We start from the raw sequence: 25,556 nt of genomic DNA, 5'->3' as shown, positions 1-25,556 counted from the left end.
TCGACCGACACACATCCGCCGACCGACACCAAGAATCCTCCATCGCCCTGGCAGCGTGATCAACCCCCGAAGGACTTCCGGAGCCGACCACTTAGGCATTGTTCACCGGTTCGGGTAATCGCCTGTCATGGGGCAACGGCGTCCGGCATCGTCAGGGGTATGGGCCACCGGTACGTGACGGACCTGTCCGGAACGGTGCGAACAGGCTGGCGGCGCCCTTCCGTCCGGACCGAGAGGAGAGGTGGGAAATCGTGTGGCAGACCGAGGAGTTCGGTGTGGCTCATGAGGGCAGGCCGGGGGTTCTCGTGGCTGACGGCACGGAGCCGAAACCGGTGATCTTCGACGTCGGCAGTGGCCCGTCCGTGCACAGGAGCAGCGACTGGTGGGTGTACGACGGCACGCTGGGCGCACCGCGAGCCTCGGAGATGCGGGCGGTGTGCTCGTGCGGCTGGCGCGGTGACAGCCTTTATCCATTGGACTGGGATGCCGTGGACCGGCGCTGCCCGGACCTGTTCGACACGTCGGGCCCCGAGGAGGACTGGGACCAGCACATGGCTGACGTCGGTTCAGCCGCGGTACCGGTACCGGAGGACGTGGTCGCGCTGCTGACACGGGTGGAGGAGCGGCTTGACGCGCTCGCCGACGATGAGCCGCTGGCCGCACTGCGAGCGATCGCCACCCTGGAACGCACAATCGCCGATGCCGGCCGCACGGCGGCGTGCCACGCACAGTCGGACGCGAGGACGGTGACCGAGATCGGGACAGGACTCGGCCTGCCCGCGCGCGATGCCCGCTCACGTCTGCTCCGTTACACGCTGCCCCGCTGAGGGCGCGCTGGGCCAAGGATGAAGCACCGCCCTCAGAGCGGGGAGCGCGAGCAGCGACACCGCCGCCGACCACATCACCGCCACCCAACTGGCCCTGGCCCAGCTCCCGAAAGAAGTACCGGCGCGGACGCCGCACTGATCCGCACCGACTCCGGCGGCGGCACCCACGAGTTCGTCAACCGGCCCATCGCACGGGGCCGGTGGCTGTCGTACTCAGTCGGCATGACCACTACCGACGCCATTCGCCAAGCCGTGCTGAAGGTCCCGGCATCGGCCTGGACGCCGGCCATCGAGCCCGGCGGCCAGGTCCGCGACGGCGCCTGGGCCGCCGAACTCGCCGGAGACTGCCTGAAAGGCTGACCGAAGGGGATGCGCCTGATCGACCGCAAAGAACGCCCGTGCCCCGGCGCCCAGTTGCGTTTCACTGACGCCGACGACATGCGCCTGACCTGCTTCGCCACCCACACTCCCGGCGCGATCGCCGCCCTGGAACTGCGGCACCGCGAGCGCACCCGCTGCGAGGACCGCATCCGCAATGCGCGCGACACCGGCCCGCGCAACCTTCCCCTGCGCGGCTTCGCACAGAACCAGATCCGGCTGGAGATCGTCCAGCTCGCCCTGGATCTGCTGGCCTGGACGCCGATGCTCGCCCTCACCAGCCACACCAGGCCATGGGAACCCAAACGCCTGCGGCTGCGACTGTTCTCCGACGCTGCCCAACTGGTCACCACCGGCCGCCACCGCTACCTCCGCCTCGCGGCGCACTGGCCCTGGACCGGTGTGATCACCGCAACAGCCGAACGGCTCCAAACCCTGCCGAACCCCGGCCGGCCAGCACCTCCCGCCCCTACGAGCAGAACTGCCTCACCGGAGCTGTGGAAACCGGCGCCCACCCGACGCGACAGCCGGGCCGTCAGGATTCCCGCCATCAGCCCACAACAGCGAAACGGCCCGCCGGAAGAACCGACGGACCGTCATGCAAGATCGAGGCTGGGTCTGATGCCCTCAAAGGGTCACGAGAAGAAACCCCGGACCAATGCCGTCGAGGCGGTCAGTCCCCGGTGTTGGTGGCCCAGACCGGGCGCCTGTCCGCGTTGTAGACGACTACGTTTCCGTCGTCCTGGATGGCGAGGTACGCCCCCTTGTTCCAGGTGCCGGAGGCCCACAGCGGATTGCCGCCGCGGTCGTAGAGCACGAAGTTGCCGTCTTCCTGCATGACCGCGTGATCACCGTTGGGATAGGCGCCGGGAGCCTGCCACACCGGGCGGCCGTCCTTGTACAGGACGAAGTTCCCATCCTGCTGCACCCGCAGGATGGCCCGGCCGTTGCCCGAGGTCCAGGCTTGGTTCTTCTCCAGCGTCGCCCTCGGGTAGATCAGCGTGTCGGACGTGGGGCGCGCACCGGAGACCTGGGTGTGGCGGGCCGCGGCCGGTGCGGACACCGAGGCCTGAGCGGTGCCCGCCAGCATTCCGCCGACCGCGAGTACCGCGGTCGCGACGGCAAGGGTCGGGAAGGTACGGAGTTTCATCAATTTCCCTTCACGGGATCGGGATGCCCTGCTTTCAGGGCCACGCCCTGAAACTCCCACAAATCTCCCGGAGGAAACCCATTCCGAGAAATCAGGAATTAGTCAGGATTGCCGAAATCCATATCAGCATGAAAGGGATCTTGTTTCACGGAAAACCATCTCCAGACCTCAAAGGAATGTCCACCACAAACTCAATGCAACTGCCGTACGAATCTCGGCGCGACACAACCTCGGTGGCTACCGGGCACGGGCGTGGTGAGGATGCGCAGCGCATGGCTCGCGCCACAAAAGGGCGCTTGAGGCCGTCGGCGCGTTCGCCGTCCTGACCGTACGCCGAGGTGCATGGCGTACTGCTCGACGCCGCCCGGGACTTCGTGGCCGACGAGACAACTGGAACGTTCCCGGCGCCGGAGCACATGTTCTGACGGAATCAGTCAGGACCGAGCGGACAGCGAACAGTTGGCCCACTGCTGTCCACCCATGTCCGCCGCGGGTCAGCGCGGCTCCGCTGCCGGCCACGCGCGCGGGTACGGCACGCGCAGCGACTGCGGTGGTACCGCGGCGTGTTCGGCGGCCGCGTGAAGGCGCCCGTCGCGCACGACGACGGCTCCGCTGCGAAGCATCGCGGTGGTCAGCTCGGCGGCGAGCGCCTCGGGTGTGCGGTCCAGGAGCCGTGCGGCATCGGTCAGCCAGGCCCGCGCGTACAGGTAGGGCTCGACCTCTTCGGCCGGGATACCGCCGCGGATCATCAGGGCGAACGCGAAGATCCGCCGGGCTCCGTACCAGACCGCTCCGTCCGGGTCGTCCACGAGACGCCGGGCCCGGCGCAGGGCGGTGGCGAACGCCGCACCGGGATCCGTCGGGACGGGTCCGTGTGAGGGGAGCAGCACGCGCGGGGCGAGGTCGGCCATCCGCCGCAAGGAGGCGAGCGCCGTCGTGGCCGCGTCGAGCCCGTCGAGGGCGAGGTTCACCCAACCGACGTCGTAGTCCGACAGTGCGTCCCCGACCACCAGCAGTCGCTCGTCCGGCTGCCACAGCGCCAGATGCCCGGGGGTGTGCCCGGGAGTGCGGATGACCTCCCAGTCCGCTTCCCCGAGCCGGAGGGTCTGTCCGTCGTCGAGCGGTATGTCGACCGTGTACGGGGCAACCGGCTGGTCGAGGTACTCGGCCGCGCAGCATCCCGGGTCCCTGCGGGAGATGGCCTCCGCCTCCGGTGCTCCGGCCGCGATGCCCGCGCCCCTCGCCTGGAGGAGGGCGTTGCCGCCGACGTGGTCGGAGTGCCAGTGCGTGTTCACGACCAGGCCGACGTCCCCGGCGTGTGCGTGGGCCCAGTCGGCTGTCTCCTCGGCGTGGCCGACGAACCCACTGTCGACCAGGGCCGGTTGGCGTCCAGGCAGCAGCAGCGTGTTGGCGTCGGGGAACGGCCTCCGCCGCCAGGTCACCCAGGACGGCAACGACGGCTGTGGGCTCACGGAGCGGTCCTGTTCACGCGGATCAGCGTCTGCTGCCCGTTGGCGACAAGTTTCCGCTGTCCGTCCTCGGCGCCGAACACCTCCAGCCGGCACACGGTCAAGGTGCGTCCGGACTTCAGGACGGTCCCGACCGCCTCGATGTGGTCGCCGACGGCGGGCGCCAGCAGGTTGATCTTGTACTCGACAGTGAGCACATCGGTGTTCTCGGGGAACAACGTCAAGGCGGCGTAGCCGCCGGCGCTGTCCGCGATGGCGCTGGTGGCGCCGGCATGGAAATAGCCGTGCTGCTGGGTGACTTCGGGGCGGCTCGGGAGCGCGATGTGCACACGTCCGGGTCCGATGTGGGTTATCCGTGCACCGAGATGGCCCATGAGCCCTTGGCGGTCGAAGCCGGCCCGGATCCGTGCCCGCACCTCGGGGCTCGCCTGTTCCTGTTGCGTCTGGTCTTCCACGTGCTCTCCTTCGACGGACATCACGGTCTGTGAACGGGGTGAGGCGGGGTCGGTCAGCCGATCAGACGTTCCACCGGCAGGAACCCGGCAATGACGATCATCATGGCACCTGAGGCTCGGGGGACCGTCCCGACCGCCGACGGGCGGGTCTTCGGCACGGTGCGGGCGAGCACGCCGACGGCGAGGTGGACGACGGCGCAGGCCATCATGTGGAGCATGCCGAGCAGCGCCGACCGCGCGGCGGCCGGCCAGCCGCCGGTGGGGTCGATGAACTGCGGGACAGTGAGAAGTAGAGCAGCAGCGCCTTGGGGTTCAGGCCGCTGATCCCGGCCCCCTTGAGCATGGTCCGCCCGCGTGATGAGGCCACGGTCTCTGTTGACTCGCCCAGGGCCGTCGGCCGCGACAGGACACCCCAGCCGAGCCGCATCAGGTAGGCGGCCCCGGCAACGGTCAGCGCGGTGAGAACGGGCCCCGAACTCGCCACGATCCCCGCCGGACCGGCCACGGCGAGCACTGCGTATCCCGCGTATCCGGCTGTCAGCCCGGCAACCGCAGGAACGAGCGACCGGCCCCGCAGCCCCGCCGCGATCGCATAGGCCCAGTCCGCGCGTGAACACCAGCAGCAGATCCACTGCCAGAAAGGCCGCCACCCTCGTCGTATCCATCGATCGATTCCTCTCATTCCTTGCCTTGAGAGGGAAGATCAGATCGAATACGCCCGAAATAGTTTCCATATTTACCCCACAGACTGCCATGATGAGGGAGGCCTTTCATATGAATGCCCTGGGAAAATTCTTGCCGAGCTGCAGCTGGACGGCCGCCCGACGGTCACCCAACTGGCCGCGCGCGTGCGGCTGAGCGTCTCGCCCTGCCACCGCCGCCTGCGCGATCTCGAACGCGAGGGCACCATCCGCGGCTATCGCGCCGTCGTCGACCCAGCCGCGGTCGGCCTCGACTTCGAAGCCCTCGTCTTCGCCACACTGCGCTGAGAGGACCGCGACACCGTCACCGCCTTCGAGGAGGCCGTGACCGCCATCCCCCACGTCATCCAGGCTCAGCGTCTCTTCGGCGAACCCGACTGCCTCCTGCGCGTCGCCACCACCGACCTGGCCGCCTACCAGCAGCTCTACGACCAGAAGCTGGCCACTTCGCCGGGCGTCCAGCGCGTGACCTCCACCCTCGTCATGAAGAACGTCGTCGACGACCGACCACTGCCCCCATAGCCAACGTCGGCACACCACACGTCGGCCGACCCGAGAACCGCCCAAGCGGTTCGTCGGCGCCTTCCTGACAGTCACCTTCTTCGGGCCGACATCCCGCGCCGGCGACAACGGAACACTGTCCGGCGTCCCTGGCGGCCAACTACACGTCGGCGAAACGGCCGACTACGAATCGACACCACGCCATGGGCCGGGTCGGCGGTCGAGCCACCGGCCCTCCGTCGGCCGATGTCGCAGCCGGCGCCGGCACCTCCGCCGAGGCCGGGGAGGGGCGGACCGCTCCGCCGCTGCTCGACCCGTTGCGCCCGCGGCCGACCGCCTGCCGCTTTCCCTGGACGCACCGCGTGGCCGATCGGTACCGCCGGGCGCTCCGGACCGGTCGCTCGTGCTACGCGGCCGGGAGGCCCAGCCCCGCGGCAACCGCGCTGACTCGGGTGAAGACGGAGACCGGGAACTGGTCGTCGCAGAACTTGTTGCCTGTGGAGACGACACCGATCACCTTCCAGCCTGCCACCGGAGGACCGCCGGAGTCACCGCGGCAGATGCTGTCGTGGGCGCCGACGGCGGTGACCCCACACACCTTCTGTGTGTCGGACTCACTGGGGTCGGTGAAGGGCTCACAGCTCTTGAGCGGCGCCAAGGTGAGCACGGCCGACTTCAGCCGCGTCCCCGAGGTGTTGGTGCCGGTCCTGCCCCAGCCCACGGTCTTCGCTGTCTTCCCGAAGGTGTACAGGGCCGAGTCCTTCGGTCCCCCCACCGGAAGCGGCGCGTACGGCATCGCCGAGGAGAGCGTGACGACGGCAGCGTCGTAGGTGAGTGTGTTCTGAACGAACTTCGGGTGGACCTTGACCGAGGCAACGTGCCGGACTGCCCCCTTGGTGCTGCCCATGTCGGTGCGACCGCCTATGACCAGCAGGTCGAGGGGCGCGGCGGCGTCCTTGATGCAGTAGCGGCGGTGAGCACCTTGGTGGGGGCCACGAGAGTGCCGCCGCCGAACTGCTGGCCGTCCGGAGTCTCGATGAGCATGGCGTAGGGGTGATCCACCACGGTGGTGTTCTGCCCGCCGTGGATGGCGGTGGCCGGTGTCGCGGTGGCGGCGAGACCGGCCGCGGTGAGAAGGGAGGCGGTGACTGCGGCAGCCGCCGTACGCATGTTGAGCGCGAACACGTGATTTCTCCAAGGAGTGGTGGGCGGCCCGGTGTCCGCGTGTCTGACCTGCGATGTGTCCGCGATGGTGGCGTCCGGCGACGCCCCGGCGAACGAGTACCCGGCCGCGATGTGCAACGGCCCGCCCGGCGCGTGGGATGGACGAGTACGTACTCGGGCACGCCACACTGCGATTACGGAACGCGCTCATGGAGGTTCCCCCGAATGTGACGGTGCCGCGGACGCCCGGTCGTCCGGTGAGCCGCCCCTGACCCGATGGCATCAATCTCCCGCCCGGCGCTCACGTCCTGTTGCCGCGCCGCTGGCGTCGGGCTGACGTCCGCTCCACTTTCCCGAAGCGGGACGGGCCGCGCGACGCCGGTGACGTGTCGCCTCCTCTCCCGCTGCCTCACGCGTCTCGGCAGCCCCGACCCCCGGCCACGACGTCACCGGTCCGTAACCCCGACACGCGTCCCCCGCCCTGAACCAAGAAGTACCGATACGGGTCCGGCGTCCGCCCCACTGCGACCGACCGCCCCCGCCATTGCCTCAGCCGCCCCCGTCCACGCCTCGACGGCCATCCCGGCGAAGGGCCCCGATGCGGCCGTCATGCGGCTCGACTGCGCTCGCCGACCCGGAAAGCCGAGCGCCCGGCCGGACAGGCCACGCGCGGAGAGGCGGGCGGGGTCGTCATCGTGCATCGGCTCCCCGAGCACATGCGCCCGCGCGGTGAGCTCGTGGACCGCGCACGGGGGCTCCACGGCAGCCGGAATCAGCCGATGGCGGCTCGCTCGCGCTCGCTCTCGGCAGTCCGTCCCCGCCCGCGCGTCGCACGTGCCTAGTGCAGCCTCCAGTGGAACTTGCCGCCACCCACCCAACGGATCAGGCCCGGGTCATCGAGGTCATGGACGGTGATGCCTGCGGCCGCGGCGGTGAGCAGCACGTCCGTCACCGATGTGGCCGCGCTGACGACCTCTCCGTCGATCTCCACCAGGCGAAAGGGCGGATCACCGGGCTGGACGCCGAGCACGACGATCCGGGGCGTCGAGATATAAGGGCTCCCACTTTCAGTCATGCATAGATCGGTTCCACGCCGTGGTCGACGGTAAGCCCGCCAGCAGGATGGGTGACGCGACACCGCACGACACCGCCGCGGCGACCCGGTCCCTGCCCGGAGCGCCCTGATGGGCGGGGCTGTCGACACGCTCGCCTGACTGCAGCAACCCGGCGCGCGCGGCGAACCCCCCACCGCAAAGCTGTGGGCATACGCGCTCCCGCCGTCCTCTCGGCGAACGAAGAAGAAGGTTTCCCCGTGCGTTTGTATCGAATAGCGCTGTGGGTCACGGCTCCTGTAGCGATTGCTCTCTTGGCTGCGCCCCCAGGTGCAGCGACGGCCGGTGGTGCCGGCGAGACGACGCCGGAGGGACCTCTCGCCGTGTGGCGGGCCGGGACGGTTCCGGAAGCGGCTGTCGATCCCTCCCGACCGTTCCCGGCCCTCGGAGCGGCCTCCATGGCGCTTCCTCGTGCAGCACCGCAACCAGCCATCGTGTCGCGTACGCGGTGGCGGGCGGACGAGACCAGACGCGACCCGCATGCGCACTATGCGGAAGGGGTGAGGGCGGTCTTCATCCATCACACCGACACACCCAACGATTACGACTGCGCGAACGTCCCGCGGACGCTGCGCAATCTCTATACGGGCCAGACCCGTGACCGGAGATGGGGAGACCTCGGCTACAACTTCCTCGTCGACAAGTGCGGCACCATCTACGAAGGTCGCGCCGGTGGTGCCGATCGACCCGTGATCGGCTCGCACACCCTCGGGTTCAACCAGGGCACGGCGGGAATCGCCGCAATCGGCACCTTCGGACGAGGGACGCCGGTACCGGCGGCCATGGAACACGCGATCGCCGCCCTCGCCGCCTGGAAGCTCGGCTTGAGCGGCGTCGACCCCACCAGCAAGGTGCGGCTCACATCCACCAATGACAAGAGCCGGTACACCAAGGGAACTTCGGCGCAGTTCGACGCCATCTCGGGACATCGCGACGGCTATGCCACCAACTGTCCCGGGGAAGCGCTGTTCGCGCGGCTCCCCGCGATCCGGGACATCGCTGCCGGCCTCCAGGGGAAATCTCTTCGAGCGCCTTCGGGTACCGGCCTGCCCGCGACCTTGCGGAGCGTCCGTCACGACGGTCGCTGACGGCCATTACGTCGTGGCGCGGTCTGAGCGCAGGCCCGAGCCCTGCGCGACTGCGTGAGAACCGAGGCCCGGCCGACGCCATGCCGCCGGTGGAGGAGGAGCTCGGCGCACCGCGCCTGTGGGGCGGGTGGGCGAACTGGACCGGGTTCGGCCTCAATCCGAGACCGGCCCGGTCCTGTCCGGATTCAGAGGAGCAGGCGGAGCAGATGCGCACAGGCCGCCTGTTCACTCGGATGGCGGGCGATGACCTCGTACGTGCCCCGTTCGTACGCACCGGTCTCCCACACCCCATCGGATGCCTGCCGCAGAAACAGGAAGTCCGTGGGGGTGGGGACCGGTTCGTGAACGCCTTCGATGCGGTAGTAGCCGTCGGCCACTCCTGCCGCGCTCAACGCCGCGCGCAATTCCTGGCGTTCCACGCTGAAGCTACGCGCCGGCGGGCGTGAGGTAGGCGTGCTCCAGCAGCCACTTGACGTTCAGCCGCTGCCCCTGGCCCGGGTCGACGAAGACCGCGTCGAGCTTGATCTGCTGACCGCCCCCCGGCTGCTCGAACCACGGGGCGATACTGCCCTGCCACACCCAGAACGGCTTGGCCACCTTGTAGACGCGGTAGTCGCAAGCGACTTGCGCCTCACGGGTGTTGAGGTTCTGCGGCGGCAGCGCACGCTCTGCGTACGAGTCGCCGGCAGGCGCCAGGTAGCCGCCGTACTCAGAACCGAAACGGTCCAGTCGCTGGCCCGGACGCAGCTTGGTCGGCTCCTTGTCGATCTGGCCGTTGATGTCACCGAAGCCGTCGTTGGGCGGGTACTTCCAGCTGCCGGAGTCGGCGGGACCTTCCCAGTACTTCTTCAGGAAGGTCTGCGGGGACAGGGAGCCGGTGCGCTTGTACCCCTTCAGGAGCGGGCCCACGGGGGCCAGCCGCTTGTTCGGAAGCCACTTCGGGCCGAGCCGGGCATCGCCACGGAACTCGCCGGTGCAGGGCTCGTGCCGCGTCGCGGACGCGGGCGTCCGGTCTTCCGGCTTCGCTGAGGCGCTCGCAGCAGGGGCCGTGACCAGCCCAGCAGTGACGCCGAGCACGGCAAGTACGTTGCGCATGCGGTTCATTGAGAAGTCCCCTCGGATACTGATGATCAATCAAGACAGCTGACAAAGAGTATCCGCCCACTCACCCAGAGCACTCATGCAATGCCGTGATTCGGACATGGAAACAGTACGGCGCGCCGCCCGGCGCTGCTGGGGCCCGCCGGATGGACCGTTCCCACGTGACTGCGTCCGCAGGGTGGTCCTCCAAGGCGGAAGCACCGGCTCCCCGTCTCGCCCACGCACACCCCCAGCACGGCCTGACGTCGATCACGAGAAGGGGCGACACATGACTCCCGGACCTGTCCACCCCCACCCACACCCGTCGCGGTCTCACGGAATCCCGGCGCGTCGCGGTTCATGCCGCCGAAGTCGGCCATGGATCGGTCCCCACGCGACGGCTCCATGTTCGCCCGGCCTGGCGCCTGCGACAGGGCAGCCGGAAGGCAGTCCGCCGCAGCTGCGATCCATCAGCGGCGTTGCCGCAGGTCACGGTGCGAATGGCGGGCATTCGGAGCGGTGGCGTGACGCGCTTTCTTTGGGGGTGTCAAAGACAGACACGCCGACGCCGGGGTGAGCGGGAATCAGGATGTCGCCCGGACAGGCTAACGACACATCAACTCACTGAATTTCGAGTCCAGTTGGAAATTTGTCAGATTATCGGAACATAGCATTTGGCGTAGTTTTTGTCCCTCGATCGGCGATCCGCCCCCTCTCGTCAACATGCCCGATATGACAGGTATGTGGACCGTCAGTACGTTCAATCTCGGGTCGGCTGCTCAGTCGGCCTCTCTGAGACAGGAGAAGTGACATGGCTACCCGTTCCACCGTTGTTACCGCCGCGGTAGCGGCCGCCGCGGCCCTGGCCGCCACCGGCATCACCTACGCGTCGGCCGCCACCTCCGAGCCGCCCCAGGCCGCCCCCGTCGTCCAGCAGGCCGCCGCCCCCGTTTCGGCCCTCAACGGCGGCGACGCCGGCAAGGGCAACGAGGGCAAGGGCAATGAGGGCAGAGGCAATGAGGGCAGGGGCGAAGAGGGCCGCGGCTACGAGCGCCGTGGCCACGAGGAGCGCTACGAAGGCCGGATCCACATCAACGAGCGCACGTACTCCGACGAGCGTGGCGGCTGCATCACCGTAGTCAGCGGCCTCGGCTCCAAGAGCCTCAACATCCGCAACGACAGCCGCCGGACCATCGAGGTCTTCCGCGGGGCCACCTGCGACAACGGTGCCCCCATCGCCACCGTCGGACCTCACAGCTCCAGCGACGGCGTCTTCCCCGGCCACGTCCGGGGCGGCGTCCACGTCCGCGACGGTGTCGTGGGCAGCTTCCGGGTGATCGACCACCGCCACGAGGGCAAGTGGTAACCGAGTCACTCACCTGACACGGAACCCCGGCCCGTCGGAATCGGGCCGGGGTTCCCGTCCGAACATCCCCGTTCGGACATCCACATCCAACCAGCACCTGATAGCCGATTCGCCCACCGCGCCGGACCGGGCGGCGAGGCGTTGCCCGCCAGGCCACGGCAGCCGGACCGTACACGGCCGGCGACCACCGGCTACCGGCTTACGGAGTTCGGCAGGCCCCTCGGCAGGGCCCGGCCATCCGGGCGGCACGACGTGGCACCGGCGCGGCAGACGCCGTCCACGTCCCGGCCGCCCCGGAAACCGGTCACCTCACGACCGGCCACCCCACGGGGCGGACAGGCCCCGCTCGACCGAGGGAACAGTCGCCCCGGGAGAAACGCCGTGGGCCTGCTGGGGGTCGCCGGCCTCCTGGGCCTGGACCAACCGGCCGACCCGGACAGCGCGCAGGTGCTGGAGACCGCCTCCGCCCGCAGCACCGAATGGTTGCGCGTCCACCGGAACACAGGGGGCTTCGTCAGTCCGTCCTGCGTCGGACCCCCGACTGCTCCCGGCACAAACCGCGACGCGCCCGTCCCGACCCGCACAGGCTCAGGACGTTCGGCCGGTCGGCCGCGTTCGAAACGGCCTCGGGCGCGGACGAACGGGACGCGCCCCGGCACGGTCGACCAGCAGGTCCGTGTGTGAAGGATGGTCACCGCGACGCACACGCAGCACCATCTGAGGCGCGACGGGTCGAAGCGGTGTGAGGCGACCGAGGGGGTGGTCCCGCCGATCGGCATCCGACCGCGGGCGTTGTCGGACCGTTGACGGGCTCACCCCTCCTCCCTCGGCGTCAGCCGGTAGGAGCGAAGCACTCCGCCAGGAATCCGCGCAATCCCGACCAGGCCCGCTCGGCCGACCGGGCGTTGTACTCGATCCCCTGTTCGGGCCGGTTCGCGTGTTCCGCCATGAAGGAGTGCACGGTACGGCCGAAGGCATGGATCTGCCAGTCGGCCTCGGATTCGGTGAGCTCCGCCGCCAGCGCGACGACATCCTCCGGTCGCGCGAACGGATCGTCCCAGCCGTGGTAGACCGCGACCTTGCAGTCGATCTTTCGCGGAGCCCGTCCGGGCGGCGGGTTCAGCACGCCGTGAAAGCCGGCGACTCCGGTGACCGGTGCCCCTGTCCGGGCCATGTCGAGCACGCACAGTCCGCCGAAACAGAACCCGATGGCCGCGATGCTGGAAGCATCCACCTCGGGCAGCCCCGCGACGGTGGTCACCACGCTGGACAACCGGTCCGCCAGCAGGTCGCGGTCCTCCAGGAACGGGCGCATCAGCGCGTCGAACTCCTGACGTGTGGATCCGCTGACGCCCTTCCCGAAGAGATCCATGACGAACGCCTGGTACCCCCAGGGCAGTACGCGTTCGGACATCTTCGTCAGTGCGTCGCTGCGCCCCTCCGCCCCATGGCACACCATGACCGTCGGTACGGGACCGGTCGATGTCGCGTCGCGTACGAGGATCCCTTCCAGGGCATCGGATCCGTGTCGGTGGGCGATCGGCTTGCGAGACACTCCGGCCTTCGGCATGGGCGACATTCTAGGACGACCCGGCCTGGGAAAGAACCTCCCGGCGGGCAGGCGTCCAATCGGTCCGGAGGGACGGTACCGGCACCCGTTCCGGGGTGCCGGTACCGTCGCGTCGGTCAGCCGATGTTCACGTCGATGCAGGCGTAGAAGGCATTGGCGGTGTCGGCGACGTTCCAGACGGCGAGGACCTTCTGCTTGCCCGTCAGTCCGCCGAAGTTCACCTGGTGAGTGACGGTGGCGCCGGGCTGTGCGCCGTTGTCATTGAACTCGGCGACCTTCCGGCCGCCGGCGAAGTACTGCCACGTGCTCGTGGCGTGCCGTGCGGTCAGGACCCACTGGAAGGACGTGGTCCCGCTCACCGGGGTGACCCTCCACCCCTTGGAGTCGTCGTCGAGTTCGGCGAACCGGCCGTTGCCTCCGCTGCAGCTGGTGAGCCCCTTGGGACCTTCCACGCTCTGCGGCTCGTACTTGATGTCTCCGCAGCTCACGGTCCCGGCGGCACACTGAGCCTGGCGGCTCGGAGGTGACGAGATGTATCCGTGGGCATCGGCGGAACCGGCCGGAAGGCTCAGCGCCAGTACAGGTGCCAGCAAGGCACCGATGGCTGCGGCTGTCTTCCTTTTCGCGTGCATGCTTCTCCTTCACATGAGGCGTCGCTGCGCACGATCGGGCTGTGGGGGGCCCAACCGATGGCAGGCCGGCCTCTCCAGTGTGGGGGCCAAGAGGCGCGAAGGGCACGGCAAGATCCACCACCGCGTACGCCGTGAAGCAGCAGGCGTCCGGAAGGCGGCCTTGCACTTGGACTAGACCATAACCATCGATGCGTCCGCGTCAAGGGCGTCGACTCGGCGGGAGTCGACGCCGACAGCGACTTTCGGACAGCCCTCATCGGCTCGCATCCTAGGCTCGGGACCGACGCCGAGATCAACAATCACAGGAGAGACCATGACGGTACGTCCCCCCGTCCCGCCGTTCACGCACGAGTCGGCGATCGAGAAGGTCCGGCTGGCGGAGGACGGCTGGAACTCCCGGACGCCCGAAAAGGTGGCACTCGCCTACACCGAGGACTCCCGGTGGAGAAACCGCGCGGAATGGGTCACCGGACGCGAGGAAATCATCGCGTTCCTCGCCCGGAAGTGGGCCAAGGAGCTCGACTACCGGCTCATCAAGGAACTCTGGGCGTTCGAGGGCAACCGCATCGCGGTGCGGTTCGCGTACGAATGGCATGACGACTCGGGCAACTGGTACCGCTCGTACGGCAATGAGAACTGGGAGTTCGACCCGAACGGGCTCATGAGCGTGCGGCACGCCTCCATCAACGATGTACCGATCCGGGAAGCCGACCGGAAGTACCACTGGCCGCTGGGCCGCCGACCGGACACTCATCCCGGCCTGGGCGACCTCGCCCTCTGACGGGCCGGAAGGGACGGTCCCCCCGGGAGATCGATCCGCCGTCGGCCGATGGGCCGGCGAGCCGGCATGCTCGACCCGGCTTCACACCGCTCCGGTTCCGGGCGAGCCCCCGCTCAGTGCGGTCGGCATCGGGCTCTGCGCACCGGGCGCGTGACCGCGGTCTGGGTGAATCCGGATCCGGGTCGGAAGGACGACGTCCATGCCCGGCCCTACCGGTGGGCCGGTCCGGCCGTGATGCCCACAAGGCATTCGCCGCCGCGGCGGACACCGCTCCGCTCGCCCCGCTCCCGGGTCATGCGCCGACCGGTCCGCTCCAAAACGTCCGGCGCCGGGGCGGATCCCGCGCCGGGTCCAGGGTCTTTTGTTTGGATCTCGCCGGGCTCGCGTGCCGCGCTCGCTGACCGGCCTGATCCAAACGAAAGACCCTGGCTCAGTGGCGCATCACCACCCCGTCACACCGTCGGTGCGTTCGCGCAGAAGATCGGCGTGGCCGATGTGGCGCGCGTACTCCCCGATCATGTGGACGTGGACCAGGCGCAGCGAGTACACCTCGTCGGCGTGGGTGAAGGTGTCGTCCAACGAGGCGTCGGCGACAATCGCGTCCGCCAGTCGGCATTCCTCGACGAGGCGCGCGTAGTCCTCGGCGGCGCGGGCCGGGTCCACGTCCTCGAAGTCCGCGTCCTTGCCCTTCGCCGGGTCGTACATCGGATCGAGCGTCTGACCGGCGAACCGCTGCCGGAACCAGACGCGTTCGACCTTCGCCATGTGGCGGATCAGGCCGAGGAGCGTGAGATTGGACGGGGGTACCGTCTGCTCGGCCAGCTGCTCCCCGGTCAGGCCGGCGCATTTGTGCAGGAGGCTGCTGCGGAACCACGCGAGGTAGCCCGTGAGCATCTCCCGTTCACCGGCCACGAGTGAACCGGGTGTGCGCTCTACGTCAGGTGCTGTCCATGTCATCCCATGATCTTGCCTTGCGCGCGCCGGATCGGGCCAGGAATTTCACCTGCCGGCGACGGGTTCCGTCGCCCGGGTGGTCGCGGTGGGTGTGGTGATATCGACGGCCGCTTCGGTGAGCGGGCACGCGCGCCGGTTCAGCCGCTCCCGACCGTCGTGCCGCTGTCGGCCGGCCCGCCTTCGCCGACGGGTACGAGGAGGTTTCTGCGCAACACCGCCACCAGTTCCTCGTCGACACCCAGGAGTTCGGCGGCGTAGGCGTGGACGGAGCCGTGGGCCGTGGCGAGATCGGCCAGGAAGAGCCGCATGACGTCGGCGGGAGCCCTGCCGTACCCGGGCCAGTCCGGTTCCTGGTCGGCGTGGTCCGCCCGCCAGTCGGCCAGGAGCCGTTCGGTGGCGAGTTCGGTGAGGGTGAAGTCGGCGACGATGTCGTCCTCGGACACGCCGAGCAGGGACAGAACGAGCGCGGCGAGCAACCCGGTGCGGTCCTTGCCCGACGCGCAGTGGAAGACGGCGGGTGCGCTGTCCTCGGCGGCGAGCACGTCCAGGGCGCGGCGGAGCTCGGCGACGCCGTCATGGGCGACCTCCGCGTACCGGTCGGCCAGGAAGCGTCCTGTCTCCACCTCCGGCCCCAGGGCCGCCTGGTCGTAAGGCCGGTGTTCGATGCTGAGGTGGTGGTAACGCAGTCCCGGTGCGTCGGGCACGCGCCCCTTGGCAGTGATCTCCCAGTCGTAGCGCAGATCGATGACCGTGCGGACGCCGAGGCCGAGAAACCGGTCCCAGTCCTCGCCGCGGAGCTTGCCCAGCGAGTCGGAACGGTAGAGCCGCCCCCAGCGGACCTGGCGGCCTCCGTCCGCTCGATACCCGCCCATGTCACGGAAGTTGTGCAGTCGCTCGAAGGCTATGTGTCTGTTCACCTTGCAGAACCCTACGGCAGCGGCGACCGCGGATTCTTCGTTCCAAGTGCCCCGAGCCCGGCAGGCCGGGTACTCACACCCCATCCGGCGCGAGACCGGGGTACCGACCGCGGCCGTCGCCCGGATCACCTCATTCGACCAGGCCGCCCAGCTTCTGGAATCCGGACACTGCGAGCTCGTGCTCATGGGACGCCGGCTTCTCGCCGACCCCATGGTCCCCGCTCGCAGCGCCCCCGACCTCGCGCCTCTCCCCTACCGGCGGGCACTGGCCGCCACCGCGGCCGTGGACGGCCACCTGCCGCCCGGACTCCGACCCGCCCAAGAGAGCACTCTCATGCTCGTACCGCACACGCACCGGCTCATCTTCGTCCGCACACGCAAAGCGGCGGGCACCTCGGTCCAGACCGCGCTGTCCCGCCATGCCGGTCCTGACGACATCATCACGTCCTTGTCTCCCCGCGACGAGGCGCTGTGCCACCGCCGCCGTCATCGCGATCCGGTGGTCGCCGCAGGAATCAACCTCACCGGCGCGCCAGACGGGTGCGAGGCGATGTGCCGCCGTTCGGTGACGCCTGGCGCGCACCCCAGCATGCGATGCGACTGCCCAGTGCGGCTTGCCGGGGCACAACGGTGGTTCCCCTACATCCCATGTGAGCAGGTCGCCGCGTTCGTGGGTCCGTTAGGGAACGCGCCGGTGCAGAACGCTCGCCGAGCGTTTTCGGCTGATCGGCAGTGAAGGGCGGATCACGGGGGTACCGTGGCCCAACCCGAGTCCGACCTGGCCGTTTCGGCCGCACGAGGTGACGAACGATGAACGATTACGCACTGTCCGCACCGCACCCCACGAACGCGCACCCCGCCCGCGTATACAACGTCTGGCTGGGCGGCAAGGACCACTATCCGGTGGATCAGGAGGCAGCCGAGCTCGCTGGCCGGGCGAACCCGACGATCGTGCCGTCGGTGCGGGCCAACCGGGCCTTCCTCGGACGCGCAGTTCGTCATCTGGCGGCGGCCGGGGTCCGTCAGTTCCTCGACATCGGTACGGGTATTCCCGCCGCGGAGAACACCCACGAGGTGGCCCAACGGGCCGCTCCCGAATCGCGTGTCGTCTACGTTGACAACGACCCGATCGTCCTTTCCCACGCGCGGGCGCTGCTGGTCAGCGGCCCTGCGGGGCAGACCGACTATGTGCAGGCTGACGCTCGGGACGTGGACACGATTCTCGACGCGGCTTCCCGCACCCTGGATCTGGACCAGCCGGTCGGCCTCATGCTGGTGGCGATCCTGCAGTACATCAAGGACGCCGAAGACCCGTGGAACCTCACCCGCCGTCTGCTGGACCGCCTCGCCCCGGGCAGCCACCTTGTCCTGTCCCATCCGGCCGTCGATGTCACCGCCCGCGAGGTCGCCGAATCCATGCGAATCTACAACGAGCGCGCCGCCAGCCACGCCTCCGCCACCCCCCGCACCCACGAAGAGGTGCAACGATTCTGCGACGGCCTGGAGATCCTGGAACCGGGCGTGGTCACCCTGACCCGCTGGCGTCCCGGACCGGACGACACCCCGGACGACACCCTGCCCATGTGGTGCGCCGTCGCCCGCAAGGGTTAACCGGCGACTTCCCTGCCCTGCGCCCCACTTCGCAGCACACGAATCCCCTCTTCCCAGACATGTGGGCCCCGTTCACCGCAGCTGCCCGACAGCTCGCCCCCGCCGCCACCAAGGACGAGCCGGAGAGCCTGTGGAGCGACGGGGTGCACCTGACGGAGCTGGGCGAAACCGTGCTGCTCCAGCAGGCCGAGCGGCTCCTCGCCGAGCACCGGATCGTCGAGAAGCTCCTCGACTACCCGCTCCTGGAACGCGATCAGGCGCTGGCCACGTACGGCCCGCTGTTCGCCCGCTACCGGCCGGCCGGCTCCTGAAGCCCCCGGGGTACCGGCACTGGTCGGCCACCGCCGGTACCCCGGCCACCATCCCCTCCCTGTCCACCATCTCCTTCGAGGGAGTTCTCCGTGTCCCCGTCGAGCCGCGCGCACAAACAGGCGCTCGCCACCGCGTTACCCCTGCTCGATACGGGCCGCCTCCAGATCTGGGGCCGCCTCCTCGCCGACCGACTGCCCGCGGGCGGCCGCCTGCTGGTCGCGAGCAACAGCGGATCGGCGGATCGGCGGCCGAGGCCCAGCACCTGACCTCCGAACTCGTCGGCCGTTCCCGCACCGAACGAGCGCCACTGTCCGCTATCGCACTGCACACCGGCTCCTCCTCGGTAACGGCCATCACCAACGACTACGGGCCCGAGGAGGTCTTCGCCCGGCAGGTCCGCGCGCACGGCCGGCCCGGCAACGCCCTGCTGCTGCTCTCCACCTCCGGCGCCAGCCCCAATGTGCTCGCCGCCGCGAGGGCGGGCCGTGAGCTCGGCCTCACCGTCTGGGCGCTGACCGGTCCGGTACCCAACCCACGCGCCGCGGCCAGTGATCAGGCCGTGTGCGCGGACGCCGCCCAGGTCGCCACCGTCCAGGAATGCCACCTGGTGGCGGTGCACGTCCTGTGCGCAGCCGTCGAGACCCTCCTCACCGGGCCGGCTGTTCCCGGGGACGAGGAGACGGACGGCGTACGGCGGCTGGTAGTGGTGGTCGGTGACGTGCTGCTGGACCGCGACATCAACGGCACGGCCGACCGGCTCTCCCCGGAGGCCCCGCTCCCGGTCGCCGCCGACGCCCGCGGCACCGACCGGCCGGGCGGCGCCGCGCCGGCCGCCATTCTGGCCGTCCGGGAGCCGGGCTGGCGCGTCACCCTCGTGTGCGGCCTCGGACAGGATGAGCCGGGGGCACGGATCCGTGCCCTGCTGGATGAGGGGCGGGCGTCGAGGTCATCGACCTCGCCACCAGCGGCACCACTCCGGTCAAGACCCGTGTCCGGGGCCGCCGACCGCACACTGCTCCGCTGCGATACGACCACCGGCCCACTGCCGCTCGGCCCGCTCCCCGACGCTGTCCGCGCCCGGCTCAAGGATGCCTCGGCTGTGGCGGTCTGCGGCTACGGACACGGCGTCACCTCCCACGACGAACTCCGACAGGCCCTCACCGACCCGGCCACCGGCCGCCCCCTGGTGTGGGACCCGCACCCCACGGGCGCCGATCCGGTACCGGGGACGGCCCTGGCCGTTCCGGACGCAGACGAAGCCCGGGTCCTCACCGCCGGCAGCAGGCAGCAGGACCTCGCAGGCGACACAACGCGTGCTGTTTCGAGACCGGCACCGCACGCCTCGACGGCAACCTGGTCGGCTACGTCCACGGCGTGACGCTGCCCTCCGGCAAGCCCTGGTGGGCCTCCCTCGGCGATGCCCGCCCAGCCGAGGCGCAGTCGGCTGCCGCAGCCGGGGAAGTCTTGTGGCTGCGTGAACTCATGGTCCGCCCCTCCCACACCAACCACGGCATCGGCCGCCGGCTCCACGACGCCGTGATCTCCGGCCGCCAAGGGCAGCCATGGACCACCCTCATCTGCATCCTCGACAACGAACCCGCGCACGGCGCGCACCTGTGCTGGGACTACCAGATCACGGGCCGCGTCAAGCACGCGCCCGAGTCACCCGTCCATGACGCGATGCTTCTTCGCCCCCTCCAGGTCAACGGGCACCGCTTCCCGGCGACGGCTTTCCACGTCCGAGAGGCATGACGAACTGCCCACTCTCCTGAACTGAACCCGCCTCTCGCACAGGGCGTGGCAAGACCTCGCGCCACGGCCCGATCAGCCATGCGCAGAACAGACCGAAGGTCCAGGCGCTCTGATCCCATCAGGAACCCCGGTCCGCGCCCCTGGGCACGCGACCGACGGCGTTTCGGCCAACACCCACTCATGGAGCGCCTCTTGCGGCACAAGGGCTCATGCATCCCGCACCTTTCAGCAGCCGCATGGAACCGGGATTCGAAACTCGGCCGAAAGACACGTGTTCGAAAACTCGGCGGGGTCGTTGAACCCGACGATGCCGCCACGACCATCAGGAAGGAGCGACGTTGACACGCACCGGCCCACACCGCGATACCCCGCAGGACGCGAAGAGCACGCCGGCGAAGGACACGATCTCGAACGCGGAGCGCGAGCTGTACGGGGGCAGGCTGCGCCATGACCAGTCCTTCGTACGTCACGCGGGCTCGCTGACCAGGCTCTCGTTCCGGCACATGGAGGCCGCGCTGCCGCGCATGGTCGCCCTGGTGCTGCGTACCGGCCGGCAGACGGATCGGCGGGCGATGGCGGGAGTGGTGGCCGCGCAGCTCGGGCAGGGGGTGACCGCGGCGTGGGGGCTGGTCGCGGTCAACAGCGTGCTCACGGATCCGTTCGCGAAGGGCCCGACGGCGGACGAGCTGCGCCAAGCTCTGCCGGCCCTGTCAGCACTGGCAGCGACCGCGGTGACCGCGGCCCTTCTGATGGCATGGTCGCCGGCGCATGTTCGACAAGGGCGTCGTCGCCGAAGCGGGCACGCACGGCGAGCTCATGGCTGTGGACGGGGGGCTCTACCGGGAGATGTACGAGGCCCCGGCCGCTCAGTACGGGCTCGACCAGCCAGCAGCATGCAAGATGCCCGCGCCGCGGAGCGGCACTGACCGGCACCAGCCAACCCAACAACCCTTCGGGGGCCTTGCCTCGCTCACGCACCAGCGTGGTGCGGCCGGCCCGGCGAAATGCAAAGAGGGGACCCACGCCCCGCACACTCCTACTTCGAGCGCGATGACCTACTGCCACGCCTCCTCCCTCAGTAGCCCCAGGTTGCAGACGACCTCCCCGATCCGAGTGCTGCGAATTGCCCGAAAAGCCAATCAACTCCCTACGTCTAGGCGGTATTTCCTTGAACGCGTCCACTTCCTCTCAGCCCACAGGCACCGCCGTCCTGATCGTCAACGGCCGCGGCGAGTACCTCCTTCACCTGAGGGATGCACACAAACCGATCTGCGACCCCGGTACCTGGTCCCTGGTCGGCGGCGGGCCTGAACCCGGCGAAACTCTGGACGAAGCGATCGCCCGCGAGATCCTCGAGGAGACGGAGCTCGTCCTCTCCGGTATCACCCCCTACACGACCGTGCGGGCCCACGGCCCGGACGTCACCGAGGGGAACATCCAGGTCTATGCGGCCCACTGGGACGGCGTCGCCCACGACCTGCCTGTCACCGAAGGGATCATGTTCGCCTGGTTCGACGTCGCCACCATGGAGCAGCTGTCGATGTGCCGGTGGGCTCATGAGGTGATCAAGGCCCACCACACCGAGCACCCCGCGCCGCCGCTGCCCGGGCCACGGGACCACGCGGTGAAGAACGTGATCGGCGCGCACCTGTTCCTGGAACGCGACGGCCGTACTCTCCTTGGTCTGCGTCACCCGGATGTGAAGTTCGCGGGCGGCGAGTGGCATGCCCTGGCCGGTCATGTGGAAAGGGAGAGTGTTCGCGCGTGCCTGGTCAGGGAGGCGTATGAGGAAGCCGGGATCATCATCGAGCCCGCAAACCTCACCCTGGTGCACACCGTGCACCTGCTCGACGATCACGAGAACGCCGAACCCCGAATTCAGCTGTTCTTCCGGGCGAGCCAGTGGTCCGGAGAACCGGAGATCCGCGAGCCTGACAAGTGCACGGCCTGGCGGTGGTGGCCGCTGGAAGGGCTGCCGGACCCGATGGTCCGCTACACCCGTGCGGCGATCGAGGGCATCCGCACCGGCACCGCGTACACCGAGCTCGGCTGGGCGCCCACAGTGCCTGCCACCGGTGGCAGGTGAACTGCGGTGAAAGCCGAATCCGGCACGGTCGGCTCGGCGGCCGAAGCCCGGCTCACCGACGCGGCATCGGCGCGCCTCGCGCTGGTCGAACGCCTTCAAGCCGACGGAGTGCTGGCCGATCGCGCTGTCGCGCCTGGACCGCGGCGTGCTGATGCCACGGGCGTATGTACGCCGTAGTGAACAGGGCAGCGAGCCAGTGGTGTGGGAACTGCTCGACGGAGCACACCTCAAGGACCGGGCCGAGTGGCAGGACCTCGTGTACTCGGGCGAGTCGGTCCTGGTCCAGCGTGGCGGCGAACGGCTGGAAGGTCAGGTCCGTGGCGTCGTGAGTGGGGGCCGGATGACGGCGATGTCGACGTTCACCCCGTACACCGTGGAAGTCCTCCAGAGGATGCGGATTGCGTCCGGGCACAGGTACCTGGACCTCGGAACCGGGCCGGGCGTCTCGCTCGCGCTCGCCGCTGCGCTCACCGGGCCCGGACGGGCGGTCGGTGTCGAACGGGACGAGCACATGGCCGCGTTCGTACAGAAGAATCTCGACCGGGTCGGCGTCGGCGCGAGGGTGGTGGCCGGCGACGCGCTCGACGGGCACGCTCCGCAGGCGCCGTACGACCGGATCCATTCCGGGATCGGCGTACCGTGCCTGCCGTCGGCGTGGGTGGACCAGCTCGCTCCCCGCGGGCGGCTGCTGACCACGTTGGCGACGCGGACGCCTAGCTGGCCCGGCCACTGCCTGGTGACGCGCACGACGGGAGGGCACGTCGAGGCCGTCCTGGAAGGCGGACCTCGCGGCCACCGCCCGCTGCACGGATACACCTGGCTCACCGCCCAGCACCATCTCCAGCAGATCACGAGCCGCCCCGGGAAGAGACGCCCCACCGCTTTCACTCCGCCGCCGGATCACGCGTACGGGTTCTGGCTGGCAGCCGCCTACCTCGTTCCCGGCGTGGTGCGGCACTTCCAGGCCGACACACTCACTTTGGTGGCGCCCGAGGAGAACTCCTGGGCCGTGGCGGGTCCCGGTGACTGCACCGTCCGTGTCCATGGCCCGCGCGATGTGTGGACCGAACTCGAACATGTCCACGGCCTCTGGGTGCGGGCCGGGTCCCCCGCGGCCTTCCACGTCGACATCCCGGACGACGGCGCCCCGCAGCACGTCACCTCCAGAACCGGCACCACCGCCCTCGGATGGGAACTGCCCGCACTCTCCGCCACGCCATGACAGCCCACCTGACCCGCACTTCCCGCACGGAAAGAGGATCTGTGACCTTGTTCGATTCGGCGGCGGCCGACTACGCCCGCTACCGACCGGGATTTCCCGACGAAGCCGTCCGGCTCCTTGCCGACACCCTGGACGGCCTCGACCGGCCGACCCTGCTGGACCTCGGTTCGGGCACCGGCCAGGTCCCGACCGCCCTGCTGCCCGCCGTTCCCAGGATCACCCGCGTCGACCTCGTTGAGCAGGCCTCTCCCCCGCGGCCTGCCCCGGCCGGCAGCGGCCCGGCTGTCGCCAAGGCCGACCGGCACCTGGCCGCGGCGCAGCTGCGTCTGGAGCCGGGTGACGAGGAGTTCGTCCGTGGCCTCGTCCAGCGGGCGCCGTCCCTGCCGCCGCTGGAGTGGGTGGAGACCCACGGCGATTTCCAGCTGCGCAACATCCTCCACGCCGGCGACGCCGGCACCGCCGAAGCGGCGGACGACGCCGACAGTTTCGTGGCGGTGATCGACCTTGAGAGAAGCGAGCCCGGGCCTGCCGTACGGGATCTGGTCCGCTTGTCCGATGCCTGGGCCGGCCGTCCCGACCTGTTCGAGGCGTTCGTGGCCGGGTACGGCAGGTCTCTGACCGGTGCTGAGGAGGCACGGCTGGTCATCGACAAGGCTCTCGATGCGGTGAGCGGGATCGCATATGGCGTCGCCCACGGTGATCCCGAGCTGGTCGAGAGGGGCCGGCGGACGCCGGCCCGGCTGCGCGCCGAGCACAGCGCCCCCAACTCGCCGACAGGAGGAACCTGGTGAACCGCAACATGGCATTGCCCGGCATGGTCGGGCCTTCGGGTGCCGTCGGGCGGCTGCCGGTCCGCGCGGCCACGGCCGCCGACGCCGAGGGCATCGTCCGGATGCGCTCGGAGCATGTGCTGTCCGAGCCGTTGAGCGAGGAGTGGATCCGGCGGTGCACGGCCGAGCTGGCACCGCGGCTGACCGAGGAGGGGGACACTCGGGCCTTCGTCATCGACTGCCCCGGACGGCGCGCTCGCTGCCTGCGCCCTCGGTCTGATCCACCCCGTGCTGCCGGCACCGACCTACCCCTTCACCCGTCTCCGCCTCACACCAGACCCGCCCGGTCTGCGGCACTTGACGGCCTGACCTCGCGCCCCCTTGAACTCCTCTACCCACCCGGCATCCCCCCGTCCAGAAATGAGAAGCACCGCCGTGTCGCCGCTGGATCCCGCCCTGCCGCCAACTTGCGGCACCCGCATACCGCTCACCGAGGCGATCCACCGACTCGCCCATGACGCGGCGCCAGGGGCGCCCGGCGTGGCCCGCCGCACCCTGATCCGTGGACTCGGCGCCCGCGGACCGGAGATCGAGCACGCCGCTGTCGCCCGCTTTCTCCACCGTTCCCAGCGGGGTGCCGCCTGCGTGCAGTGGACAGACTCGACCGCGCCGTCGTGCACCGCCCGGGAGAACTGTCCTCGCACCGGGGGTGGGGCAGGCGTGTGCGCTGTTTCGCCTACCATCCCGGCGGCTGTACGTTCGCCCTCGAAAGCACCCTGGCGGAGGACGAGACGCGGGTGCGGCAGGATCAGCGATGCACTGGCCGTCCTGGCCGAGCACACGTGTCACGAGGACGAGACCGTACTCAAGGCCGGGCACGACAGCGTGCTGCTGGCGTGGGACGAGTTGCGGTTGCGGGCCCGGCGGATCTGGGACCAGTTGGCCGAGTGGGACCAGGCGGCCGCACTCCGGGCCGTCCGCCGCGCCGCAGCCCATGCGGGGGTGGGGGGGGGGGGGGGGGGCGGGCCCCCCCCCCCCCCCCGGGGGGGGGGGGGGGGGGGGGGGGGGGCGGGGGCCCGCCCGCCCCCGCCCGGCGGGGGCGGGGGGGGGGGGGGGCCCCCCGGGGCCCCCCCCCCCCCCCCCCCCCCCGGGGGGGGGCGCCCCCCCCCCCCCCCCCCCCCCCCCCACCCCCGCATGGGCTGCTCACGGCTCGATCTGCGACGGCTCCGGGGCCGTCACCGGCCCGGGTGGGCCGGTTTCACGAGCCTCCCGGTCAACCCGTGTTCCCGGCCGCGTTCCACGTGCGGCCGGTTGCGAAGCGCATCCTGCTCAGGCGGAGCGGGCGGCCCGGAAGGTCCTGATGGCCGCTGCGACCGCCTTCACCAGGAGCACGTTCAGCACTCCTCCAACCAACGCATATCCGAGATCGGAAACGACCTGCCCCACGGCAGGAGGAATTCCGATGAAGGCCAGCGCAGGAGCCACCACGAAGTAGAGAAGCGGTGACGTGAGGATGGAACACGGAACGGTTATCGCAAGACAGACGAGGAACGTCACGTCCTTGTCGAATATCCCGCCGGCGTGGACCAGTCCAGCAATGAGGACCACTGCCAGATAGATCTTGATCGTTTTGATGGGCATGTTCTGCACTCTCGGTG

Annotated in this window: 28 protein-coding genes and 3 pseudogenes; 16 read left to right on the top strand and 15 right to left on the bottom strand. The window is 69.7% G+C overall.

The window, feature by feature from the left end; all coding sequences use genetic code 11:
* The first annotated feature begins 251 nt into the window (after window positions 1–251).
* Together ACZ68L_RS30995 and ACZ68L_RS30990 are read left to right on the top strand one after the other, a co-directional pair.
* Complete coding sequence (locus ACZ68L_RS30995) at window positions 252–827, top strand: hypothetical protein (protein WP_469583323.1); 576 nt, start codon at window positions 252–254, stop codon at window positions 825–827.
* 31 nt (window positions 828–858) lie between these two features.
* Window positions 859–1,655, top strand: a pseudogene (locus ACZ68L_RS30990) (transposase); the annotation flags it as partial.
* 223 nt (window positions 1,656–1,878) lie between these two features.
* Here the strand turns inward: ACZ68L_RS30990 and ACZ68L_RS30985 are convergent.
* From ACZ68L_RS30985 to ACZ68L_RS30965, 5 genes are all read right to left on the bottom strand, one after another.
* Window positions 1,879–2,355: a hypothetical protein gene (locus ACZ68L_RS30985; RefSeq protein ID WP_469583320.1), complete on the bottom strand. Its 477-nt coding sequence runs from the start codon at window positions 2,353–2,355 to the stop codon at window positions 1,879–1,881.
* 494 nt (window positions 2,356–2,849) lie between these two features.
* On the bottom strand, window positions 2,850–3,827 hold the full coding sequence (locus tag ACZ68L_RS30980; RefSeq protein ID WP_469583315.1) for an MBL fold metallo-hydrolase: 978 nt from the start codon (window positions 3,825–3,827) through the stop codon (window positions 2,850–2,852).
* The gene (locus ACZ68L_RS30975; protein ID WP_469583312.1) at window positions 3,824–4,279 is read right to left on the bottom strand and encodes a PaaI family thioesterase; all 456 of its coding nucleotides are present in this window, start codon (window positions 4,277–4,279) and stop codon (window positions 3,824–3,826) included. Before ACZ68L_RS30975 ends, ACZ68L_RS30980 begins: the two co-directional genes overlap by 4 nt.
* A 53-nt stretch (window positions 4,280–4,332) precedes the next feature.
* Window positions 4,333–4,497, bottom strand: coding sequence for a hypothetical protein (locus ACZ68L_RS30970; RefSeq protein ID WP_469583308.1), 165 nt, complete (start codon window positions 4,495–4,497; stop codon window positions 4,333–4,335).
* Complete coding sequence (locus ACZ68L_RS30965) at window positions 4,485–4,961, bottom strand: LysE family translocator (protein ID WP_469583304.1); 477 nt, start codon at window positions 4,959–4,961, stop codon at window positions 4,485–4,487. The genes ACZ68L_RS30970 and ACZ68L_RS30965 overlap by 13 nt, the downstream gene beginning before the upstream one ends.
* Window positions 4,962–5,013: 52 nt before the next feature.
* On the opposite strand from ACZ68L_RS30965, the pseudogene ACZ68L_RS30960 reads away from it, so the two are divergent.
* Window positions 5,014–5,502 (top strand): annotated as a pseudogene (locus tag ACZ68L_RS30960) (Lrp/AsnC family transcriptional regulator).
* A gap of 385 nt (window positions 5,503–5,887) precedes the next feature.
* On the opposite strand, the gene ACZ68L_RS30955 reads toward ACZ68L_RS30960, so the two are convergent.
* From ACZ68L_RS30955 to ACZ68L_RS30945, 3 genes are all read right to left on the bottom strand, one after another.
* The gene (locus tag ACZ68L_RS30955; RefSeq protein WP_469583299.1) at window positions 5,888–6,388 is read right to left on the bottom strand and encodes a S1 family peptidase; all 501 of its coding nucleotides are present in this window, start codon (window positions 6,386–6,388) and stop codon (window positions 5,888–5,890) included.
* 14 nt (window positions 6,389–6,402) lie between these two features.
* Window positions 6,403–6,666, bottom strand: coding sequence for a hypothetical protein (locus ACZ68L_RS30950; RefSeq protein ID WP_469583297.1), 264 nt, complete (start codon window positions 6,664–6,666; stop codon window positions 6,403–6,405).
* 817 nt (window positions 6,667–7,483) lie between these two features.
* The gene (locus ACZ68L_RS30945) at window positions 7,484–7,720 is read right to left on the bottom strand and encodes a hypothetical protein (RefSeq protein WP_404254748.1); all 237 of its coding nucleotides are present in this window, start codon (window positions 7,718–7,720) and stop codon (window positions 7,484–7,486) included.
* A 471-nt stretch (window positions 7,721–8,191) separates the two neighbouring features.
* On the opposite strand from ACZ68L_RS30945, the gene ACZ68L_RS30940 reads away from it, so the two are divergent.
* On the top strand, window positions 8,192–8,845 hold the full coding sequence (locus ACZ68L_RS30940; protein ID WP_469583291.1) for a peptidoglycan recognition protein family protein: 654 nt from the start codon (window positions 8,192–8,194) through the stop codon (window positions 8,843–8,845).
* A 185-nt stretch (window positions 8,846–9,030) separates the two neighbouring features.
* Here the strand turns inward: ACZ68L_RS30940 and ACZ68L_RS30935 are convergent, their stop codons facing one another.
* Together ACZ68L_RS30935 and ACZ68L_RS30930 are read right to left on the bottom strand one after the other, a co-directional pair.
* Window positions 9,031–9,264, bottom strand: coding sequence for a hypothetical protein (locus ACZ68L_RS30935; protein ID WP_469583288.1), 234 nt, complete (start codon window positions 9,262–9,264; stop codon window positions 9,031–9,033).
* Between the two features lie 7 nt (window positions 9,265–9,271).
* The gene (locus ACZ68L_RS30930; protein WP_469583284.1) at window positions 9,272–9,949 is read right to left on the bottom strand and encodes a TNT domain-containing protein; all 678 of its coding nucleotides are present in this window, start codon (window positions 9,947–9,949) and stop codon (window positions 9,272–9,274) included.
* Between the two features lie 787 nt (window positions 9,950–10,736).
* On the opposite strand from ACZ68L_RS30930, the gene ACZ68L_RS30925 reads away from it, so the two are divergent.
* On the top strand, window positions 10,737–11,291 hold the full coding sequence (locus ACZ68L_RS30925; protein ID WP_469583281.1) for a hypothetical protein: 555 nt from the start codon (window positions 10,737–10,739) through the stop codon (window positions 11,289–11,291).
* 832 nt (window positions 11,292–12,123) lie between these two features.
* Here the strand turns inward: ACZ68L_RS30925 and ACZ68L_RS30920 are convergent.
* Both ACZ68L_RS30920 and ACZ68L_RS30915 read right to left on the bottom strand, forming a co-directional pair.
* Window positions 12,124–12,861, bottom strand: coding sequence for a dienelactone hydrolase family protein (locus ACZ68L_RS30920; RefSeq protein ID WP_469583278.1), 738 nt, complete (start codon window positions 12,859–12,861; stop codon window positions 12,124–12,126).
* A 116-nt stretch (window positions 12,862–12,977) separates the two neighbouring features.
* Window positions 12,978–13,493, bottom strand: coding sequence for a lytic polysaccharide monooxygenase auxiliary activity family 9 protein (locus ACZ68L_RS30915; protein ID WP_469583275.1), 516 nt, complete (start codon window positions 13,491–13,493; stop codon window positions 12,978–12,980).
* Between the two features lie 313 nt (window positions 13,494–13,806).
* On the opposite strand from ACZ68L_RS30915, the gene ACZ68L_RS30910 reads away from it, so the two are divergent.
* The gene (locus tag ACZ68L_RS30910) at window positions 13,807–14,274 is read left to right on the top strand and encodes a nuclear transport factor 2 family protein (RefSeq protein ID WP_469583272.1); all 468 of its coding nucleotides are present in this window, start codon (window positions 13,807–13,809) and stop codon (window positions 14,272–14,274) included.
* 441 nt (window positions 14,275–14,715) lie between these two features.
* Here the strand turns inward: ACZ68L_RS30910 and ACZ68L_RS30905 are convergent, their stop codons facing one another.
* Window positions 14,716–15,231 (bottom strand): DinB family protein, encoded by a 516-nt coding sequence (locus ACZ68L_RS30905; protein WP_469583271.1) that lies wholly within the window; start codon window positions 15,229–15,231, stop codon window positions 14,716–14,718.
* A 134-nt stretch (window positions 15,232–15,365) separates the two neighbouring features.
* Window positions 15,366–16,145, bottom strand: a complete 780-nt coding sequence (locus ACZ68L_RS30900) for a tyrosine-protein phosphatase (protein ID WP_469583269.1) — start codon at window positions 16,143–16,145, stop codon at window positions 15,366–15,368.
* 810 nt (window positions 16,146–16,955) lie between these two features.
* Between ACZ68L_RS30900 and ACZ68L_RS30895 the strand changes: the two genes are divergently transcribed.
* From ACZ68L_RS30895 to ACZ68L_RS30850, 10 genes and pseudogenes are all read left to right on the top strand, one after another.
* Window positions 16,956–17,756, top strand: a complete 801-nt coding sequence (locus ACZ68L_RS30895; RefSeq protein WP_469583266.1) for an SAM-dependent methyltransferase — start codon at window positions 16,956–16,958, stop codon at window positions 17,754–17,756.
* A complete protein-coding gene (locus tag ACZ68L_RS30890; RefSeq protein WP_469583263.1) occupies window positions 17,729–18,067 on the top strand; it encodes a hypothetical protein in 339 nt (112 codons plus the stop codon). Before ACZ68L_RS30895 ends, ACZ68L_RS30890 begins: the two co-directional genes overlap by 28 nt.
* Before the next feature lie 90 nt (window positions 18,068–18,157).
* Window positions 18,158–18,334, top strand: coding sequence for a hypothetical protein (locus tag ACZ68L_RS30885; protein ID WP_469583351.1), 177 nt, complete (start codon window positions 18,158–18,160; stop codon window positions 18,332–18,334).
* Window positions 18,301–18,528, top strand: a pseudogene (locus ACZ68L_RS30880) (D-sedoheptulose-7-phosphate isomerase); the annotation flags it as partial. The gene ACZ68L_RS30885 and the pseudogene ACZ68L_RS30880, both read left to right, overlap by 34 nt.
* Entirely contained in the window at window positions 18,529–19,446 is a 918-nt protein-coding gene (locus ACZ68L_RS30875) for a hypothetical protein (protein ID WP_469583349.1), read from the top strand.
* Window positions 19,422–19,820: a GNAT family N-acetyltransferase gene (locus ACZ68L_RS30870; RefSeq protein ID WP_469583346.1), complete on the top strand. Its 399-nt coding sequence runs from the start codon at window positions 19,422–19,424 to the stop codon at window positions 19,818–19,820. Before ACZ68L_RS30875 ends, ACZ68L_RS30870 begins: the two co-directional genes overlap by 25 nt.
* Window positions 19,821–20,158: 338 nt before the next feature.
* Entirely contained in the window at window positions 20,159–20,746 is a 588-nt protein-coding gene (locus ACZ68L_RS30865; RefSeq protein WP_469583260.1) for a hypothetical protein, read from the top strand.
* Between the two features lie 242 nt (window positions 20,747–20,988).
* Complete coding sequence (locus tag ACZ68L_RS30860; protein ID WP_469583256.1) at window positions 20,989–21,906, top strand: NUDIX hydrolase; 918 nt, start codon at window positions 20,989–20,991, stop codon at window positions 21,904–21,906.
* Between the two features lie 151 nt (window positions 21,907–22,057).
* The gene (locus ACZ68L_RS30855; protein ID WP_469583343.1) at window positions 22,058–23,128 is read left to right on the top strand and encodes a methyltransferase domain-containing protein; all 1,071 of its coding nucleotides are present in this window, start codon (window positions 22,058–22,060) and stop codon (window positions 23,126–23,128) included.
* Window positions 23,129–23,169: 41 nt separating this feature from the next.
* The gene (locus tag ACZ68L_RS30850; RefSeq protein ID WP_469583254.1) at window positions 23,170–23,919 is read left to right on the top strand and encodes a phosphotransferase; all 750 of its coding nucleotides are present in this window, start codon (window positions 23,170–23,172) and stop codon (window positions 23,917–23,919) included.
* Between the two features lie 1,308 nt (window positions 23,920–25,227).
* Here ACZ68L_RS30850 and ACZ68L_RS30845 read toward each other — a convergent pair.
* On the bottom strand, window positions 25,228–25,539 hold the full coding sequence (locus ACZ68L_RS30845; protein WP_469583252.1) for a hypothetical protein: 312 nt from the start codon (window positions 25,537–25,539) through the stop codon (window positions 25,228–25,230).
* Window positions 25,540–25,556: the final 17 nt, after the last annotated feature.

Source organism: Streptomyces sp. NPDC104309 (genome assembly GCF_055584025.1).
This window is presented reverse-complemented; position numbering and strand designations above follow the sequence as displayed.

Excerpts from the sequence above, each read along its gene's own strand:
- ACZ68L_RS30985 (WP_469583320.1), bottom strand. The coding sequence starts at position 2,355 with ATGAAACTCCGTACCTTCCCGACCCTTGCCGTCGCGACCGCGGTACTC.
- ACZ68L_RS30945 (WP_404254748.1), bottom strand. The coding sequence starts at position 7,720 with ATGACTGAAAGTGGGAGCCCTTATATCTCGACGCCCCGGATCGTCGTG.
- ACZ68L_RS30925 (WP_469583281.1), top strand. The coding sequence starts at position 10,737 with ATGGCTACCCGTTCCACCGTTGTTACCGCCGCGGTAGCGGCCGCCGCG.
- ACZ68L_RS30920 (WP_469583278.1), bottom strand. The coding sequence starts at position 12,861 with ATGCCGAAGGCCGGAGTGTCTCGCAAGCCGATCGCCCACCGACACGGA.
- ACZ68L_RS30910 (WP_469583272.1), top strand. The coding sequence starts at position 13,807 with ATGACGGTACGTCCCCCCGTCCCGCCGTTCACGCACGAGTCGGCGATC.
- ACZ68L_RS30915 (WP_469583275.1), bottom strand. The coding sequence starts at position 13,493 with ATGCACGCGAAAAGGAAGACAGCCGCAGCCATCGGTGCCTTGCTGGCA.
- ACZ68L_RS30970 (WP_469583308.1), bottom strand. The coding sequence starts at position 4,497 with ATGCTCCACATGATGGCCTGCGCCGTCGTCCACCTCGCCGTCGGCGTG.
- ACZ68L_RS30930 (WP_469583284.1), bottom strand. The coding sequence starts at position 9,949 with ATGAACCGCATGCGCAACGTACTTGCCGTGCTCGGCGTCACTGCTGGG.
- ACZ68L_RS30965 (WP_469583304.1), bottom strand. The coding sequence starts at position 4,961 with ATGAGAGGAATCGATCGATGGATACGACGAGGGTGGCGGCCTTTCTGG.
- ACZ68L_RS30895 (WP_469583266.1), top strand. The coding sequence starts at position 16,956 with ATGAACGATTACGCACTGTCCGCACCGCACCCCACGAACGCGCACCCC.
- ACZ68L_RS30955 (WP_469583299.1), bottom strand. The coding sequence starts at position 6,388 with ATGGGCAGCACCAAGGGGGCAGTCCGGCACGTTGCCTCGGTCAAGGTC.
- ACZ68L_RS30845 (WP_469583252.1), bottom strand. The coding sequence starts at position 25,539 with ATGCCCATCAAAACGATCAAGATCTATCTGGCAGTGGTCCTCATTGCT.
- ACZ68L_RS30905 (WP_469583271.1), bottom strand. The coding sequence starts at position 15,231 with ATGACATGGACAGCACCTGACGTAGAGCGCACACCCGGTTCACTCGTG.
- ACZ68L_RS30855 (WP_469583343.1), top strand. The coding sequence starts at position 22,058 with ATGCCACGGGCGTATGTACGCCGTAGTGAACAGGGCAGCGAGCCAGTG.